The organism is Leptospira terpstrae serovar Hualin str. LT 11-33 = ATCC 700639, assembly GCF_000332495.1.
Lineage (GTDB): Bacteria > Spirochaetota > Leptospiria > Leptospirales > Leptospiraceae > Leptospira_A > Leptospira_A terpstrae.
Genome location: NZ_AOGW02000009.1, coordinates 1 through 14,873, shown reverse-complemented (window position 1 = coordinate 14,873; position 14,873 = coordinate 1). Strand labels below are relative to the sequence as shown.

16 protein-coding genes are annotated in these 14,873 nt (G+C 38.1%); 7 read left to right on the top strand and 9 right to left on the bottom strand.

Going from position 1 to position 14,873, the window contains the following annotated elements; all coding sequences use genetic code 11:
- Window positions 1–6: 6 nt before the first annotated feature.
- Window positions 7–918, bottom strand: a complete 912-nt coding sequence (locus LEP1GSC203_RS06780) for a phosphate ABC transporter substrate-binding protein (protein ID WP_002973534.1) — start codon at window positions 916–918, stop codon at window positions 7–9.
- Here LEP1GSC203_RS06780 and LEP1GSC203_RS06775 point away from each other — a divergent pair.
- The gene (locus LEP1GSC203_RS06775) at window positions 917–2,377 is read left to right on the top strand and encodes an OmpA family protein (RefSeq protein ID WP_002973401.1); all 1,461 of its coding nucleotides are present in this window, start codon (window positions 917–919) and stop codon (window positions 2,375–2,377) included. The two genes, LEP1GSC203_RS06780 and LEP1GSC203_RS06775, sit on opposite strands and share 2 nt — an antisense overlap.
- A gap of 3 nt (window positions 2,378–2,380) precedes the next feature.
- Here the strand turns inward: LEP1GSC203_RS06775 and LEP1GSC203_RS06770 are convergent, their stop codons facing one another.
- Window positions 2,381–3,649 (bottom strand): lysophospholipid acyltransferase family protein, encoded by a 1,269-nt coding sequence (locus tag LEP1GSC203_RS06770; RefSeq protein ID WP_002973333.1) that lies wholly within the window; start codon window positions 3,647–3,649, stop codon window positions 2,381–2,383.
- 48 nt (window positions 3,650–3,697) lie between these two features.
- Entirely contained in the window at window positions 3,698–6,103 is a 2,406-nt protein-coding gene (locus LEP1GSC203_RS06765; protein ID WP_039937555.1) for a sulfatase, read from the bottom strand.
- Window positions 6,104–6,114: 11 nt separating this feature from the next.
- Here LEP1GSC203_RS06765 and LEP1GSC203_RS06760 point away from each other — a divergent pair, with 11 nt between their 5' ends.
- From LEP1GSC203_RS06760 to LEP1GSC203_RS06745, 4 genes are all read left to right on the top strand, one after another.
- Window positions 6,115–6,981, top strand: a complete 867-nt coding sequence (locus LEP1GSC203_RS06760; RefSeq protein ID WP_002973514.1) for an alpha/beta hydrolase — start codon at window positions 6,115–6,117, stop codon at window positions 6,979–6,981.
- Window positions 6,982–6,994: 13 nt separating this feature from the next.
- Complete coding sequence (locus LEP1GSC203_RS06755) at window positions 6,995–7,432, top strand: FAS1-like dehydratase domain-containing protein (RefSeq protein WP_002973325.1); 438 nt, start codon at window positions 6,995–6,997, stop codon at window positions 7,430–7,432.
- 15 nt (window positions 7,433–7,447) lie between these two features.
- On the top strand, window positions 7,448–7,867 hold the full coding sequence (locus LEP1GSC203_RS06750) for a MaoC/PaaZ C-terminal domain-containing protein (RefSeq protein WP_002973246.1): 420 nt from the start codon (window positions 7,448–7,450) through the stop codon (window positions 7,865–7,867).
- 75 nt (window positions 7,868–7,942) lie between these two features.
- Window positions 7,943–8,368, top strand: a complete 426-nt coding sequence (locus LEP1GSC203_RS06745; protein ID WP_002973229.1) for a PH domain-containing protein — start codon at window positions 7,943–7,945, stop codon at window positions 8,366–8,368.
- A gap of 87 nt (window positions 8,369–8,455) precedes the next feature.
- Here LEP1GSC203_RS06745 and LEP1GSC203_RS06740 read toward each other — a convergent pair whose 3' ends face one another.
- The 5 genes from LEP1GSC203_RS06740 to trxA form a co-directional block, all read right to left on the bottom strand.
- Window positions 8,456–9,133, bottom strand: coding sequence for a M15 family metallopeptidase (locus LEP1GSC203_RS06740; RefSeq protein ID WP_002973502.1), 678 nt, complete (start codon window positions 9,131–9,133; stop codon window positions 8,456–8,458).
- 13 nt (window positions 9,134–9,146) lie between these two features.
- Window positions 9,147–10,004 (bottom strand): VanW family protein, encoded by an 858-nt coding sequence (locus tag LEP1GSC203_RS06735; RefSeq protein WP_002973382.1) that lies wholly within the window; start codon window positions 10,002–10,004, stop codon window positions 9,147–9,149.
- Window positions 9,994–11,397 (bottom strand): hypothetical protein, encoded by a 1,404-nt coding sequence (locus LEP1GSC203_RS06730; RefSeq protein WP_002973221.1) that lies wholly within the window; start codon window positions 11,395–11,397, stop codon window positions 9,994–9,996. Before LEP1GSC203_RS06730 ends, LEP1GSC203_RS06735 begins: the two co-directional genes overlap by 11 nt.
- Window positions 11,398–11,402: 5 nt before the next feature.
- Window positions 11,403–12,695, bottom strand: a complete 1,293-nt coding sequence (locus LEP1GSC203_RS06725) for a discoidin domain-containing protein (protein WP_002973265.1) — start codon at window positions 12,693–12,695, stop codon at window positions 11,403–11,405.
- 70 nt (window positions 12,696–12,765) lie between these two features.
- Complete coding sequence (gene trxA / locus LEP1GSC203_RS06720; protein WP_002973487.1) at window positions 12,766–13,080, bottom strand: thioredoxin; 315 nt, start codon at window positions 13,078–13,080, stop codon at window positions 12,766–12,768.
- Window positions 13,081–13,246: 166 nt separating this feature from the next.
- On the opposite strand from trxA, the gene LEP1GSC203_RS06715 reads away from it, so the two are divergent.
- On the top strand, window positions 13,247–13,816 hold the full coding sequence (locus tag LEP1GSC203_RS06715; protein ID WP_002973355.1) for a Crp/Fnr family transcriptional regulator: 570 nt from the start codon (window positions 13,247–13,249) through the stop codon (window positions 13,814–13,816).
- Here LEP1GSC203_RS06715 and LEP1GSC203_RS06710 read toward each other — a convergent pair.
- Window positions 13,782–14,219 carry a type 1 glutamine amidotransferase family protein gene (locus LEP1GSC203_RS06710; RefSeq protein ID WP_232225820.1) on the bottom strand — a complete coding sequence of 146 codons (438 nt, stop codon included), beginning with the start codon at window positions 14,217–14,219 and terminating at the stop codon, window positions 13,782–13,784. The genes LEP1GSC203_RS06715 and LEP1GSC203_RS06710 overlap by 35 nt on opposite strands.
- A gap of 87 nt (window positions 14,220–14,306) precedes the next feature.
- Here LEP1GSC203_RS06710 and LEP1GSC203_RS06705 point away from each other — a divergent pair.
- A partial coding sequence (locus LEP1GSC203_RS06705; protein ID WP_002973255.1) for a helix-turn-helix domain-containing protein occupies window positions 14,307–14,873 on the top strand: 567 nt, incomplete at its 3' end.

The following is a 14,873-nucleotide window of genomic DNA, read 5'->3' as shown; positions in this document are numbered from 1 at the left end:
AAGCCCCTACTTCACAGGCTCTGCAGACACTTCCACTTCAGGAAGAGATGCTCTTAAATAACCCGATTGTAGCACAGCCACCTGCCCCTGTTCGCTGGTTAAATAAGTTACAAAAGCATCGATTTTATCACCTTGGTCTGTTTTGTAGATCATAAAGAGTTCCCGAGCTAATCTATACTTTCTATCATAAACATTTCTAACTGATGGAGATACATAAGGATCTTTATCGGTTCTAGCATAATCTAGCGCTTTTAGTTTATCTTTGTTTTCCACAAGGGCAGAACCCATTCCCATATAACCGATGCTATTCGGATTTCCCTGGATGAATTTTGACATCTCTGAATTGTCTTTAACAATTTTAGCGTCTGCAGCAAATGCATTTGCCTTGTATTGGTTAAACTCATTTAGACCCAAATCCTTTCTTTTGAGGATGTGGTTTTGAAAGTAGTCTTGAGTTCCTGATTTATCATTGCGAATGACAATGGAGATAGGAGCATCCACTCCCCCAACTTCGTTCCAGTTTTTAATTTTACCAGAAAAGATATCTGAAGTTTGGGCCAAGTTGAGTTTTGAAACAGTGTTCTTTTGATTTACTACGAGAGCCACACCATCATAGGCGAGTCTTACTTTTTCTAAGTTACCAGTTTTTCGAAGGTCATCAAATTCTGCCTGGTTTAAGTCACGAGAAGAAACTGCCATATCAATTTCGCCTTTTCTTAACCTGTCAATTCCTGATTCAGAACCTCCACCTTCGACTGTTACACGAACATTAGAATTTACCTTTTCGTATTCGGCCCCTAAGTATCGCATCATACTGTTCATGGTTTCAGAACCCGCCACTTTCAGGGTTTGTTTGTCCTTACAAGCGACAAAGTTAATTGTAATCAAAATGTAAAAAAGCAGGGAAAGGTTTTTCATGGTAATTCAGGTAAAGCCAAAAATCCATCCTTCGTCAATCGCAAAAACCGCTAGTTTTTTCCATTTCCCCTATCAGTTTTTCAAAAAAATCCCCGATCTTTGCAATGTGAAGACTCTCCCCCGATTGCTACTATTTTGTTTTGTAACAATTCTTCCCTTGGTCGGTTCTACCTCAGTTCCCCCAGGAAAAACCACTTTCCAATGGAAATGGAAAGAAAACCAAGTTTTAGAACTAAACGAATACCATGATGTTTTCTTTCGGGTCGGTGCCAAAACGGTCGAAAGAGAAGACAAAAACAGAGTGGTGATGAAACCAAAAAAGTGCTCAACTGATTCTTGTTTGGTGAACGCTTGGTTTGATACGTACATTCGGTATGGAAAAACATCAGGTCCTTTTTGGAAGGACAAAGAGTTTGTATCAGATTTTACACTCTTTCGCAATGGAAGGTATGAGGTTCCAAATGAATTCGTTATGCCTAACCTACGCAGTTTTCCAAGTTTTCCTGAGGAAGCAGTTTCTGTTTCCGATGTATGGAAACTTCCAGCGGAAGAGTCCTTTGATTTTAGTGCAGAACGAATTCGTGTGAAAGTAGTTCCTGAATATACCTTCCAAGGCATTGCCCCTTGGTCAGAAGGAAATTATAAAGGAAATTGTGAAAAGATTACTTACACCTATCCTATTTTTTACAACAAACCAGAAGGGGAAAAGATGGTACCGAATGTACCTTATAAAATTTTTGGGTTTGCATCGGGCACTGTCTTCTTTAATGCAATAAAAGGGGTTCCCGAGTTCAAAGAAGTAAAACTATCCTATACCTTTATTTATCCCAATGGAACAGTTCAGGAAGCAAACTTCCATATCAAAGGAATTTATTTTCTTCGGAACCAAGTGAATGCCAAAGACAAAGAATCGATTCGTGAAGATATCCTTGGTGACTTGATTGTGGGTTATACGGGAGATCCTAAAACTTTAAAAATGGGAGAACCAACCAAAGGAAAAGAACCAACGGGAGAAAACTTAGGACGAATTACTGATACCGGGGACGTTCCTTCGCCAGAAAAAAATTCTCTTCCTGAAAAACTTCCCATCACGGTTCGGACTTCCGAAGATGGAATCGTATTTTCTTTAGATTCAATTCTTTTCGATTTTAACGACAGCAAACTAAAACCAGATGCCGAAACCGCAGTGGCAAAAATTGCAGAGATCTTAAAAAAATATCCGGATAGAGAAATTCGAGTCTCTGGACATACAGACAATATTGGAAAAAAAGAATACAACCAAAAACTCTCAGAAGACAGAGCTAAATCAGTATTACATTCATTAGTTGATAATTACAAAATGGATGAAAAACATATTTCCTTTAAAGGTTATGCAGACGAGGCTCCCATTGCCCCCAATGATAGCGAAGAAAACCGACACAAAAACCGTAGGGTGGAAATTACTTTAGTTTTGGATTAAACATTAACCAATTTGTAAATCGAGTCCTACCGAATACGGCGGAACAATAGGTTCACTTTCCTTTTTTCCACGTTCCAATAGGATTTCCATTTCTTTACGCATTTCGGTAAGCAAACTTTGTATGGCTTCTTTTTTGTTGGAACCATAGGTTTTATAATAAGGTGCAACAGAAAAAGCAGGTGCTACCACCACATGGGCTTTCCTTGCTCTTGCTTCTGTTTTTCCAAAAATATGTTTTTCAAAACTGCAAATCCATTCCATCAAACGTTCCGCAGACGGCCATTGGATTAGGTTCTTTGGTTTCGTAATGATAAAAGCATAGGCAGTATCCACTAATTGTTTGGCACGGCGAATATTTTGATCCGTGAGATTCTTAGGTGTGGAAGAAAGGGGAGAACCTGCTTCTAAACTATCCAAGGACATAAAAAGAAGTCTAAGTTTTTGAATGGCATTGTCTGATTCATGAAACTTTACATTGAGAATCGAAGCAGCTAAATTAAGAGCTGTGTGCCTTGCTCTTCCCAAACGATAGTCAAAATCTTTTCCTTCGGTTTCCGATCTGGGGATACCCAATTCAAATTCCGTTTCTTCCAACATCACACGCCCTACAGTTAGGAATCTTCGTAATAAGGTGCGCCCACCGGGATAAAGTTTGAGTTTATGTTCAATTCTTGAAAGAGAGGTTTCAATGTCGGCAAGGATCGAGTCACGAGACCCAGATATTTTATATTTCACAAAACTAGGTTGGATCCACAATTCCGCATTGGAATCCTTTTCTAAAGCTGCTTCTAATCCCCAAAAAGAAACCTGTGCCACACCTGGCATAAACGATGCTAAATTATCATTTTCCCCAGACACCATCCCTTCTGGATACATGACTAATTTTCCATCTTTTTCAGCTAATATTTGTTTTGCGGTTTTGATTGCTTTTCGGTTTAACCTTCCAGTGATCACTGAAAATGCACCCACTCGTTTGATCACTTCCCCAACCAAACCAAATCCCCAATTAAAAATACTTCGGGAGGCCATAAAATGAAACCTAGTTCCAATTTTATTTGCTACATAATAGGCAATGATGGGTTCCAAATCACTTGGTTGGTTGGATAAATACAAAACTCTTTTGTTTTTAATTTCTTTTAAACGAAGTTCATCTTCTTTTGAAATCTCCACTCCATCGATGTTGAAAAGGAGTTTGGAAAGAATGGGAAAACTTAAATCCAATCCTATGGCAAAGGGGATTTCAAAACGTGGCGCAATAAACAAATCTTTCATACAATAGTCTAGTTAGAATAAGACGAATCCTATTGCCAATACGAGCAATTATTCGTGGATGTATCCCCAGGTTTCTAATATTTTTTTCACTTCTTTGCCCATCTCACGTTGTACTTCTGATTCCCTGGTTCCACTGAAGGCTCCATCGTTATACACCCAAGGTAAGGAAGAAGATGGAAATCCTTCGGGTTGTCTTTCGGATACAATTAAGTCTTCTGAGTTTGTAAAGGACCTCTGGAATTCCAATCCATACCTACCAAAACGAACAGGAATCGTTTTTCCATTCCGCGTAAAACTAAAGAAGGCACCCAGTTCTGGATTGACTGTTTTGAGGATCACTTCTTCCCCAAGAGTTCTGTTTGTCGCTTTAGATTCCTTTAGTAAAGAAACTGTTTTTGCTGAACCAGAACTGAGTTGGATAGAATCAGAAACCTCCCAATCATAAATGGACCCTTGCACATTTAAGGAAAGAAAGTCTCGGCAAATGGATTCCGAACAAGGGGGAATCAAAATTCGTAGGTGATTGCGTTTCAAAAAATTTTCCCGACGAAAATCCCCCCTGGCCATTTGCAAAAGGTTTTCGCCTTCAGGTAAAGGGCTTAGATTATTTTTTTCTTCCGTGTCTTTTTTTAGGTCATACAATTCTTCTGCCATTGTATGCGGCTCACCTGCTGCAGTTCGCCTAACTGTAGTAAAACCAGGATATCTTCGAATGTATTTATAATTTTCTGTCCGAACTGATTCAGACATCCTTCCTTCCGTATAAATAAAATTTTCAGTCGGGCAAACATTAGTTTGGCGAATACAAGTAGAATAATCGACACCTTTGTATGTGGACTCTTTGGGTAACAAATCTAAAAACCCGAGGATAGTTGGTGCCAGAGATAACAAAGAAGATTGGCCAGGAATTCGAATGGGACCACCATTCGCCTTTTTGGCAAGTTCAGACTTTAAATTGTTTTGGATAGATTTTGGAAGTTTGATCCAGTAAGGAACGTTGATTTCTTCATCATAATGGGTTTCTCCATGACCAAACCGAGTTTGCATAATGAAATGATAACTATAATCATGGTGAGAACTAAAAAGTTCCCCATGGTCACCCGTCACAATGATCATCGTATCGTCATAGGTTCCTTGTTTTTTCAGAGCCTCTACAAGCCTTCCAATTTCCCGATCCGTATAATGCATCTCACCTAAGTAACGCTGCACAGGGGATTCATAGCGGTAAAAAACTTCTGCGGGAACCACGGAACGAACAGCCGCCATATCTTCTGGTGGTGGGGAGTAGGATGCATGAGGAGTGTTCAAATTAAAATGTAAAAAATAAGGTTTGTCCTTGTATTCGTTTACAAATTGGATCGCGTGGTTTGTCAAAACTTCTGTATCCACAATGTCCATTCCCACTTGGAATGAATTGTGAAATCCTAAATCCAAACCTACTGTTGTATAATCCAAAAAGAATACATTATTCATGATGGTTTTGGAAAAATAACCTGCTTCCCGAAATGTTTTGGCAAGGTTGTCTCTTTTTTTTCCATAATATACTTTTCTCTGGTAGGGTTTTGTGGAAAACCATGAATTCCCCAAACCAAGGTTAGACGAATATTCAGAATGAAAAAAAGACATCATGGATGGTTTGGTCCAATTCCCATTGGCAAATGGATTTTCAAAGAATACAGATTCTTTTGCCATTTGGTCCATCACTGGTGTGACAGAATACGGGTAACCATAGGATCCAAAAAAATCTTTTCTTGCCGAATCAATGACTATAAGAATTACGGACTTAGGTTTCCCTGCACTTACAAACGAAGATAATGTTTCTTTTGAGTATAACAATGGTTCACCGACAAAAAGATAACTATCTTTACTTTCCCAAACCATCCGAAGAGACCCTGATTCTCCAATTTCCAAAGTTTCCTTTTTGGAGGCCCAACGTTCTTTTACTGATCCTGAAAGATTCCAGTCCCTAAGGAGAGAACTACCTGAATAGATTTTAAAATTTCCTGAAATTTGAGGCTGAAATTCTGTTCCACCTAACAATCCAATGAGTGAAGAAAATTCATACTGACCTTGCGGAATTTTGAATTCATACTCTTGCCCTGGTGGAAAAAAAAGGGAATCAAGAGAATGATTTAAAAAAATTTCTTTATCTGTATTAAATGTGATCTGTGTATTTTCCCATTTGCGAGAAAGAGGAAGGCCACTTTGGCGCCCTGGATTTTTTTTCCAATGGTAAGAGAGTAAATCTCTGGAAATCGAAATTTTAGATTTGGCATTTCGTAACTCCAATACCAAGTCCACGGGGAAACGTCTTTCCGATTTGTTCAAACAGCTTAAGAGACAAAAACAGATCGTTAGGGCGAAAGGAACAGTCGCTCGCATATGGAACCAGTTTGGAAAACAGGTTTCCGACGAACAGGAAAAGTTCTTTCTTTTTAGGTTTCCATCGTCCATCGTTGACATCTATGAGTACCTGGGAACAAGCCTACTCCCGTGAGGAGTCTACCTTTCAAAACAAAGACGGCGGAAAGATTTATTATCAAATCTACCGACCTAAGTCTGGTGTAAAACGTGTGCTCGTTGTCCACCACGGCATCGGAGAACATGGTGGTCGATACAACTTTTTGTTGGAAGCCATGGCGGAACGCAATTACGCCATTTACCTCATTGACTGCCGCGGTCATGGCAAATCGGATGGTAGGCGTGGAGTCATCACACACTTCTCCGATTTTTTTGCTGACCTCAAAGAACTCATCGATATCGCCAAACGCAATGAAGGTGTAAGTAAGGTTACCTTACTTGGTCATTCCATGGGAGCTGCTATTACCTTTTTGTATACTGCTACTGACAACTACCAAAACGATTTGGATGCATACATTTGTAGTGCTCTTCCAATCAAAGTTAAAACGGACATCGTGATGGATATCAAAAAAGGTGCTGGTGGTTTTTTAGCAAAATTTGTTCCTACTCTTACTGTTCCAACGGGACTCGATGTCAATATGATTTCTCATGATAAGTCAGTTGTCGAAGCCTACGTAAAAGATCCGTTAGTGCATGGTAACGTAGGAGCTTACTTAGGAGATTATTTGTTAAACTGTTATGCTCTCGCATTAGAATCGGCAACAAAAATCAATGTACCAATTTATATGTTCCATGGAAAGGAAGACCAGATCGCCCTTGTCCAAGGAACTTTGGAAGCCTTCGAAAAGGTAAATTCCAAAGACAAAACAATGAAAATTTTTGACGGATTATACCACGAGACCATGAACGAACTTCCTAAAGACAGAGCGATCGTCTTTAAAGAATTAGTTTCTTGGATCGATAAACACTAAGGAGACAATGCCAATGGCAATAACAAAGGATATAGTTGGAAAAAAACTAGATCGTTTTGATTTCACAGTGGAACGAGGAAAGATCAAAGAATTCTGCCTCGCCATCAACGAAAAAAACCCAATCTATTTTGATGTAGAAGAAGCAAAGAAAGCAGGATACTCTGATGTTCCCGCTCCCCCTACTTTCCCTACGGTCATTATGTTTTGGGGATACCCAAAGATTTGGAACGATATGGCTGAACTCGGTATCGACCTTTCCAAAATCCTTCATTTAAAAGAAGAGTATACGTACCACAAAATTCTGTATCCGGGCAAAGTGTACGCACAGTCCGAAATTGCCGATGTAAAAGTGGGTAGAGCAGAAATCGTAACTTTCAGAACAACCATCTATGATGAAAAAAATGATCCTATCCTCTCTGCAGAGATGGCGATCTTCATTCGTAAGGATTAATTAAGGAGGCAAACAATGGCAAAAATCGAATTTGATAAAGTAGAAGTTGGTCAAACTCTTCCTCCACTAGACGTTCCAGTCATCGAACATGCAAATTTAGTTCGTTATGCGGGAGCATCTGGAGATTTTAACCCCATCCACAACGATCCTGATTTCGCAAGAAAAGCAGGACTTGATGGAACAATATCTCACGGTATGTATGTAATGGCACAAGTAGGAAGACTTTGTACTTCTTGGGCTGAACAAAAAGACATCGCTTACTTTGGTGTGACTTTCAAAGCCATGACAAAGTTAGGTGAAAAACTTACCATCGTTGGAACCATCAAAAAGAAATTTGAAAAAGATGGGAAAAAAACGGTAACTGTTCTAGTAGAAGCCAAAAACGAAGCCGGCGAAGTGAAAGCTGGTGGAGATTTAGTCGTCAACGCAGTATAAAATAAAATCCCTCTCCCTTTAAATGAGATCGTTCCATCATTTGAAGGGAGATACCCACCAAACAAGGAACAAACCATGTTATCCAATGAAACTATCGTTTCCCAAATCAAAGCCCTACTTTCCAATCATCCTCATATAAACTTAGATATTTTATTTCTATATGTACCCGAATTTCAAATCCTTCATGACCTCATCGAAGATGATGAAATCATCCAAGGGTATTGTATCGGATTACTCGAAGGATCCAAAGAAAAACTGAGCCCTGCCAAATGGCTTGTTGTGTTAACGAACAAAAGATTTCACTTTGTTCAGAATTCAATCTTGAGGTCTAGTTTCGAACATATCCCATTAGAATTTTCGAATATTACAAAAATTACCACAAAACTAGGTTGGTTCTTTGGACAAATTCAATTTATTTCAAAAGACCAAACACTCAAACTATTACAGATCGGAAGAAAAGATTATGGTTTCTTTTTGCCGTGTTTGAAAAAATATTTATAGAGAAAGAAAACAAGAAGTCGAGAAACCATTTCCACTTTTATTTTCCAAAACAGATGTTATCTGTGTAGAAGTATAATACTTTCCTATTTATTCTAACTCCTCAAAGGGAATATCCAAAACTTCAAAACCAGCACATCCTTGGTAATCGAAATGCCACCATTCTGATTTGTTAACTTTAAATCCAGAATTACTCAGGACTTGAATCAAAGTGGTTCGGTTCTTTAAAATTTCGGGATCTGAAACTGGCGCTTCTGCCCATGCCTCTTTACGAAAGGAATCATATTCCGTTGGCATAGGAAGTTCCTTCTTTGTTTTTGTATCCACCAATGTTAGGTCAATCGCACAACCTTTGTTATGCCTTGATCCTGTTTTGGGAGATGCCACATACCGAGTATCTCCAATGATTTCAAAAAATTTGACTGTGGCAGAATAGGGTCTGTAGGCATCAAAGATCTTGATGGAATATCCTAGTTTCAAAAATTCATTTTGGGCTCGAGTTAATGCTTCCGCAACAGGTATTCTTGCAAACGCTTTGGCTTCCTGATAGATTACTTGTTTAGTAAAGTTTTTCGGAGTGGCATACTTGATATCTAAAATAACACTCGGAATATTCTGTTCTAAGTTAATCAGTTTTTTATTCGGTACTTTTTTTACGGAAAGTTCATAAGCCGTGCGATCTAATACATTCAGTTTATTTTCAATCGTTTGGGAAACTAAAGCAAAAAGTGGGATTCCGAGTATCATTGCAAATTTGATTTGTTTCATAAGGTTCCCCTCGTTATCTCGATTCTAAAAGAGGTTCGTACATCATCCAAGCGACATTTTCCGTCACCAGTTGGTCTTCCAAAATTTCCTTTGTGGATTTTAAGATTTTTTTTCTGCGGATGGTGTTTCTTCTGGTATATCCCCCCCAAGGTTCCGCATGAAATCCGTGATAGGATTCATAAACTTGGTAGAGGAAAGGTATTTCTACTTCGGAGCGCCATTCCCCTTTTAGAAATCCTTCTTCAATCCATAGATGTAATACAAACGGTTGTTTGGTTGTATTTTTTATTTGTAAGTCGATGTAATTGTAGGACAAAGTAGCACCTGAACCAAAAGGTAGGGTTCTTTCAGAATCAGGAAAGATATCGAAACTATGCCGCCACCGTTCTTTGACTTCTAAGGGAGAATGTAAAGTCATCCAATAGATGAGATTTGCCATTTGGCAAAGACCGCCTCCCGTGCGTTCCACAAACCCTCCATTTCGCAGTTGCATTCCAGGTAAATATCCTTTGCTTTTTGTTGGTTTGCCCACAAGATACCAAAACGAAAATACTTGGCATGGATTTAAAACAATCCCATCTAACTGAGAAATGGCGATTTCCAAGTTTACTTTTTTATTCTCTTGGAGGTACATAGGTACATCTTTGAGTTTACGATAGATCGGTGAATTATGTTGGAAAATTGAAACAGGAAAATTTTGGCTTAACTCTTTTAAGGAAACTCTTTCTGTGGCAAAAGTTTTTTTTTCCAGAAACCAAACCAAGTAACGTTTCCATTGGAAATAAATCTTTCCTAGAAATAAACGAAGATTTCCTCGATTGACCTTTCGATTCATTCCTGGAACGGATTTTTTTTTGAAACTAAATCCCATAGGTTTGTTTTCTCTTTAAAAAGTTTGGCCGTTTACGGTAAGGATTTTTCCATGATTTGGCCACAGTAAGTAATTTTGAATTTTTGTTTTCTAACCACAAGCAGTAACGAATCCAATCACTTTCCAATACCAATTGGTATTCTCCTAAAGGTTCTAAGAAAGTAAATAGCGGAGATTTTGAATCATCTTTACTTCTTTGAAGGGTTTCATAACTAATTCCATAAACCAATCGATAGATTTTGGTTCCATTCGGAAGTTCAGCGATCGCTTTTTCATCTGGTTCCCAGGATAAACAATCCTTTCGGAATTGAAAATGGTAAAATTCGCAAAATCCGTGGTGAGCGACAAGTAATCCATTGTTAGGAATAAGTGCGGCCTTTTCACCTGGATCCCACATTTGTTCATAAGGGTATCGAAATAAATTCGAATGATTGTACAAAGTGTACGTCCATAAAAGAATACTGACTCCAGTAATTAGAGATTGTTTAAAATTTGTTTTGGAAAAAATTTCCTTTAAAAGAAGGACCGAAAGAAGAATCCGGTATTGGATATCTGCAAAATGAAACAAAGGTAATGCGAGTAACAAACCGAGAAAGGCTATCGTTTTTCGAATGGGTAAAAAGGATTTCGGAACATTCTTTCCAAATACTAAAAAAAACCAATCCCATAGAATTCCCATACCAGCGATCCCCCAAGCAGCGCTTATGGGAAAAACTTGCGTATCAATAGAAAATCTTCCCCCAAGATTTGTGGGAAGGAACAAAGGAATGAAGAACACCAAAAGAAAAAGAACAGGATAAAACTTTTTTGGCAATTGGTAGACCATCCAAAGCCCAAGTCCTAAACAACCCACCATCGTATGGAACCAAATGGCAAAACTAAAACTGATTCCTATAAAAATCCATTTCCATCGAAAGAGCTTTGTAAAATAGAAACTGATAGAGAGAAGTAGAAAACCCAAGGCCCAACTTTGTTTTGGATAAAGAAAACTCAATACAAAGACGATGACACCTGGAATGGCAAATGTTTGTAATGGAAAATACCAACGCGGATTTGTCTTGGTATCGGCAATTGTCGTTGTGGCTAAGTAACTATTCGCATCAAGATTACTTTTTGCATCGAGTGCGGTTGTGCTTATCGTATCAGAATATAAACTTAAGTTTTGTTTTAACAAAGATCCAAAAAGGATACTTCTGGCAACGAATAGACAAAAAAGTAACCAAACAGACGTTAATACTTGAAATACAAATAAAGATTCATCACTAATTCCCAAAATTTGGAAGAGAAAGGCAACGATATAAAAAACGGGAGAATGGTCAGGTGAATGCAATTTCCCTGTTTCTAAAAGGGAAATTGCTTGGACACCATACCAATAGATATCCTTACCAAACAAGGGAATCAGTTGGAGATTTGGACTTTTTTACCAATCATCTGCAATCCATTTCCAGATTTTTTAACTGTGAGTGTATCACTAAAGATCAGGGTAGATTTTTCTTCTGTGGTTTCTGCATAAGGGCTATTTGAATCCAAACTTTGTGTGACCACTTTGTGATCTCTTCCAAAAATTTTGATTTTAGCTTCTGTGGGAGTTGCTTCTACAAAAACCCAGTTACCATCTAATACTCGTTTTTCTGCTGGATCTTCTTTCCAAATGACAAAGGAACCATTGGAACGAAATACATAATCCAAACGACCATCGGAAACATCCCCGAAAACTGCTTTGTTAACAACGCTGGAGAGGATTGTATTTTTTGCTTTGGAAAGAATGGATTTTTTGAATTCATCAGCATTTTTATCGACTACTGTAAACCGTTTCCCTTTTTCTCCGAGCAAAATGATTTCTGCAATGACTGTATCTTTCCAAGTTTTTCCAGGACGAACTTTCTGAATTGTAAAAGTAAATTTTTTTCCTGTTAGCGTTTTTGGGAAAAAAATCCTTTGTCCCCCTTGTTTGTCTGCAACTTGGATAACAAATGAGTCAGAATCATTCGATACAAGTAATTCGGTCACCGATCCATTTTTATGAAACAAGGCATCTAACCTTTGGTAACCATTGAAAATCTCTATACCGGAAAAATCGATTTCGTCTTCTAATTCAATTTGGAATGATTCCCCTACTCCATCGGATTTATTTCCTTCTACCCAAGCGAAATCAATACTTCCATCAAACAATCCATAAGCGGGATAATTGGGGAGTGTGCTACTTGCAGTGACTTGTCCCAAAACTGGTTCAGGGTATAACACATCCAATTTTTTTCCATTTTGAGAAAAAGAAACAGTTTTGATTCCATTCCCGGAGTCTGGCAATAAATAGATGACATGCACTCCATTGGACCTTATTTTTTGTGGCGTTTCCTTCGCACAATCAAAGTTAGTCGCATAACTTCCATCTTTGTAGAAGGCAACATAACCCTTTTTCTCTTGGCATTCGATAGAAATTTCATTAAAAAAAGCGCGGCCGTCTGTTTTTCCTTTTTGATTCCATTTTGAGGCATTGGAGAAAAAAATCGTAATCCCATCCAAGCTGGTTTCTGGCTTCCAATATTTACCTGCAATGAATACATTGATTGGGCTCGTGCCATCAGCAGAAGACGCCGCTTGGATTCGTTCGACCACAATGGAATTTTCTATTGAAGTATTTTTACAAAACAGGACAAGGAAAGTCAAAAGAGTTAGGATAATTTTTTTCAAACGTTGTACCTCGAGCAGAAACAAAGAATCCTACCCTCTTTGTGCAAAGACAAGTAAAAAATGAACTAGTTTAGATCAAACTTCCAAATACTTTTTTTAATTCCTCACTTCGCATAGCACCGGAAATACGATGAACTTCCTTTCCGTTTTTAAAAAGAATCATTGTAGGGATTCCTGTGATACCGTATTTACCTGCTATCTCCTGTTTTTCATCGGTATTGATTTTAATAATGGAAACTTTTCCTTTCCAGTCTTTGGCAAGTTTTTCCAATTCTGGAGCCACCATTTTGCATGGCCCACACCAAGGAGCCCAAAAATCCACAAGGATCGGTTTGTCATGTGTTTGCACTAGTTCTTCAAAACTTTTCGGTAAATTTTCAGTCATTTCCTTTCTCCTAAACATTAGACATATATACCCATAGGGGTATAAAAGAATTTTTAATTTGATCAGACTTTTTTCCTTTTTTTATTTTTCAATAAATCTCATTGGCGATTCTAAAGAATCGATAGACAAAGAAAAAAGGAAACCAATGCTCTGAGTGAGTCACCCGATGAAATTTTCAAATACAAGTTCTCCACTCAACCAAGGAATTCGTGACCTTTTTATCTCTCATGGAAAAAAAATCAAACTCGGGAAAAAAGAAATTTTTGCAAAACAAGGATTTCCACTATTTAGCGTTGGTTTGGTGGAAACAGGCGGATTTAAACTAGTTTATAAACAAGGGAAAAAAGAATGGATCAAATCGTTTATCTTTGAAGGAGGGGTTTTAGGAAGTTTGCCCAGTGTATTCAACCAAAAACCAAGCACCTATTCCATATTAGCTTTGGAACCAAGTGAAGTGTTTGTCTTACCTGTATCTGAATTTAAATCAAAACTGGAGAAAAAAAACCAATACAAAGAATTTCTAATCCAATTTCTATCGACTTTGTATTTGAAAAAAGAAGAACGAGTTACCGACTTTTTACTCCTCGAACCTGATAAACGATATAAAAAGTTTATTCAAGAATACCAATCTGTTCTAGGTAGGATTTCCCAAATAGACCAAGCTGCCTATTTGGGAATTACCAATGTAGCTCTCAGTCGGATCAAAAAGAGAACTTTTTTAGATAATCAGAAATAGCATCTAAATAGAGTTTGGTGAACTCCTTACCAGAAAATGGATTTTGTGAAGTGATTAAATTTCGATCTCGAGTAGCATATCCACTGCCTGGCAAAAATGAAGATTCATAAACCATTCCTCTTTCTTTCAATAACGCCGAAATATTACGAACTTTAGGACTTCCTTTCATCACAAAAGTTTCAATAAACCATTCTTCTGTTTTTGTGACTGAATTTACCCGGTATCCTTGAAATAAAAATCCTTCACCCTTCGGACCCGAAGGGAGAGTGGTTAACAAGGCAGGGGCATGGCAAATGAGACCAATGGTTTTTCCCCTGTATTGAAAAGATGATAATAATAGAGGAAGATGTTTATCATAAAACAAATCAGTCATTAACCCTTGTCCGGTCTGTACTAGTTTCATCCCTTACAAATTGATCTCACAACATCCTTTACAAACAAGAATTTAATTCTTCGATTCAGAACACGATGTACACACCAGGAGTGTGTCATGGCTTGGAAGGAGACAAACGTGTTTGAAGAAAGAATGAAATTTGTTGTCGCTTGGAAACGTGGTGGGTGGTCTCTCACTGACCTTTGTCATGAATTCAATATCAGTAGAGTGACGGGGTATAAATATTTAAAGCAATACAAACTATATGGGATCGATGGGTTAAAAGACAAAAGCCGAAGACCGAAATACCATCCACACCAAACTCGAAAGAAAATCATTGAACTAATTTTACAAGAGAGAAAAGACCATCCCAGGTGGGGAGCAAGAAAACTCCTAGCATCACTCTCAGCTCGGTTTCATATGATTAGAAAATGGCCACATCCAAGTACTGTAGGTCGTATTCTCAAACAAAACAACCTTATCAAACCTCCCAAAAGAAGGATCCGTAAACAATCCATCGAACAACCATTCTCGCATGCACTCGGACCCAATGATATTTGGTGCGCTGATTTTAAAGGTCATTTCACTGTTGGGGATGGAAAAAGATGCACTCCTTTGACTGTCACAGATGCCTATAGCCGGTTTTTACTCTGTTGTGAGATTGTTCCTAAGGCAGATACTACC

Excerpts from the sequence above, each read along its gene's own strand:
- LEP1GSC203_RS06775 (WP_002973401.1), top strand. The coding sequence starts at position 917 with ATGGTAATTCAGGTAAAGCCAAAAATCCATCCTTCGTCAATCGCAAAA.
- LEP1GSC203_RS06780 (WP_002973534.1), bottom strand. The coding sequence starts at position 918 with ATGAAAAACCTTTCCCTGCTTTTTTACATTTTGATTACAATTAACTTT.
- LEP1GSC203_RS06770 (WP_002973333.1), bottom strand. The coding sequence starts at position 3,649 with ATGAAAGATTTGTTTATTGCGCCACGTTTTGAAATCCCCTTTGCCATA.
- LEP1GSC203_RS06765 (WP_039937555.1), bottom strand. The coding sequence starts at position 6,103 with ATGGACGATGGAAACCTAAAAAGAAAGAACTTTTCCTGTTCGTCGGAA.
- LEP1GSC203_RS06760 (WP_002973514.1), top strand. The coding sequence starts at position 6,115 with ATGAGTACCTGGGAACAAGCCTACTCCCGTGAGGAGTCTACCTTTCAA.
- LEP1GSC203_RS06755 (WP_002973325.1), top strand. The coding sequence starts at position 6,995 with ATGGCAATAACAAAGGATATAGTTGGAAAAAAACTAGATCGTTTTGAT.
- LEP1GSC203_RS06750 (WP_002973246.1), top strand. The coding sequence starts at position 7,448 with ATGGCAAAAATCGAATTTGATAAAGTAGAAGTTGGTCAAACTCTTCCT.
- LEP1GSC203_RS06745 (WP_002973229.1), top strand. The coding sequence starts at position 7,943 with ATGTTATCCAATGAAACTATCGTTTCCCAAATCAAAGCCCTACTTTCC.
- LEP1GSC203_RS06740 (WP_002973502.1), bottom strand. The coding sequence starts at position 9,133 with ATGAAACAAATCAAATTTGCAATGATACTCGGAATCCCACTTTTTGCT.
- LEP1GSC203_RS06735 (WP_002973382.1), bottom strand. The coding sequence starts at position 10,004 with ATGGGATTTAGTTTCAAAAAAAAATCCGTTCCAGGAATGAATCGAAAG.
- trxA (WP_002973487.1), bottom strand. The coding sequence starts at position 13,080 with ATGACTGAAAATTTACCGAAAAGTTTTGAAGAACTAGTGCAAACACAT.
- LEP1GSC203_RS06715 (WP_002973355.1), top strand. The coding sequence starts at position 13,247 with ATGAAATTTTCAAATACAAGTTCTCCACTCAACCAAGGAATTCGTGAC.
- LEP1GSC203_RS06710 (WP_232225820.1), bottom strand. The coding sequence starts at position 14,219 with ATGAAACTAGTACAGACCGGACAAGGGTTAATGACTGATTTGTTTTAT.